General features: G+C 48.5%; 1 pseudogene. It reads right to left on the bottom strand.

The annotated features are described in order from the left end of the window. Positions 1-379 (bottom strand): annotated as a pseudogene (locus EHQ17_RS17390) (hypothetical protein); the annotation flags it as partial.

The raw sequence follows: 379 nt of genomic DNA, 5'->3' as shown, positions 1-379 counted from the left end.
AAGTCTTCCCATTCCAGACTTTCTTACATTCCGGGCCTGGTCCATCATCCCCTTGCGTTTGTCCATCTCCTTCTTCGTTTTCAAAATCGGGTAGAATTGACTAAACTGCCAAACACCGTATTCTCCTCCGGGAACTTCTCCCACAAGCAAGCCGGAGTTCACCGCGGAAGTAGCGCAATCCTCAAGTGATTTGTTAAAACACGAAGCCGAATCTCCGCTCGTCACTCCCTGAACGAAGTCGTTAAACGCACCCACTGCGTCGTTCGGATCAAAGAGTCCGTTCTCCAATTCATAGTTGCGCATTGCGTCGTTGTCCAACGTCTTCTTGAAGTCGTTTAACATTTTGTTCTTTGCCAAACGAACCATCACACCGATGTCG

It is taken from the genome of Leptospira gomenensis (assembly GCF_004770155.1).
In the GTDB taxonomy this organism is placed as follows: domain Bacteria; phylum Spirochaetota; class Leptospiria; order Leptospirales; family Leptospiraceae; genus Leptospira; species Leptospira gomenensis.
The sequence above is the reverse complement of the archived record's forward strand: the minus strand, read 5'-3'. Positions and strand labels throughout refer to the sequence as shown.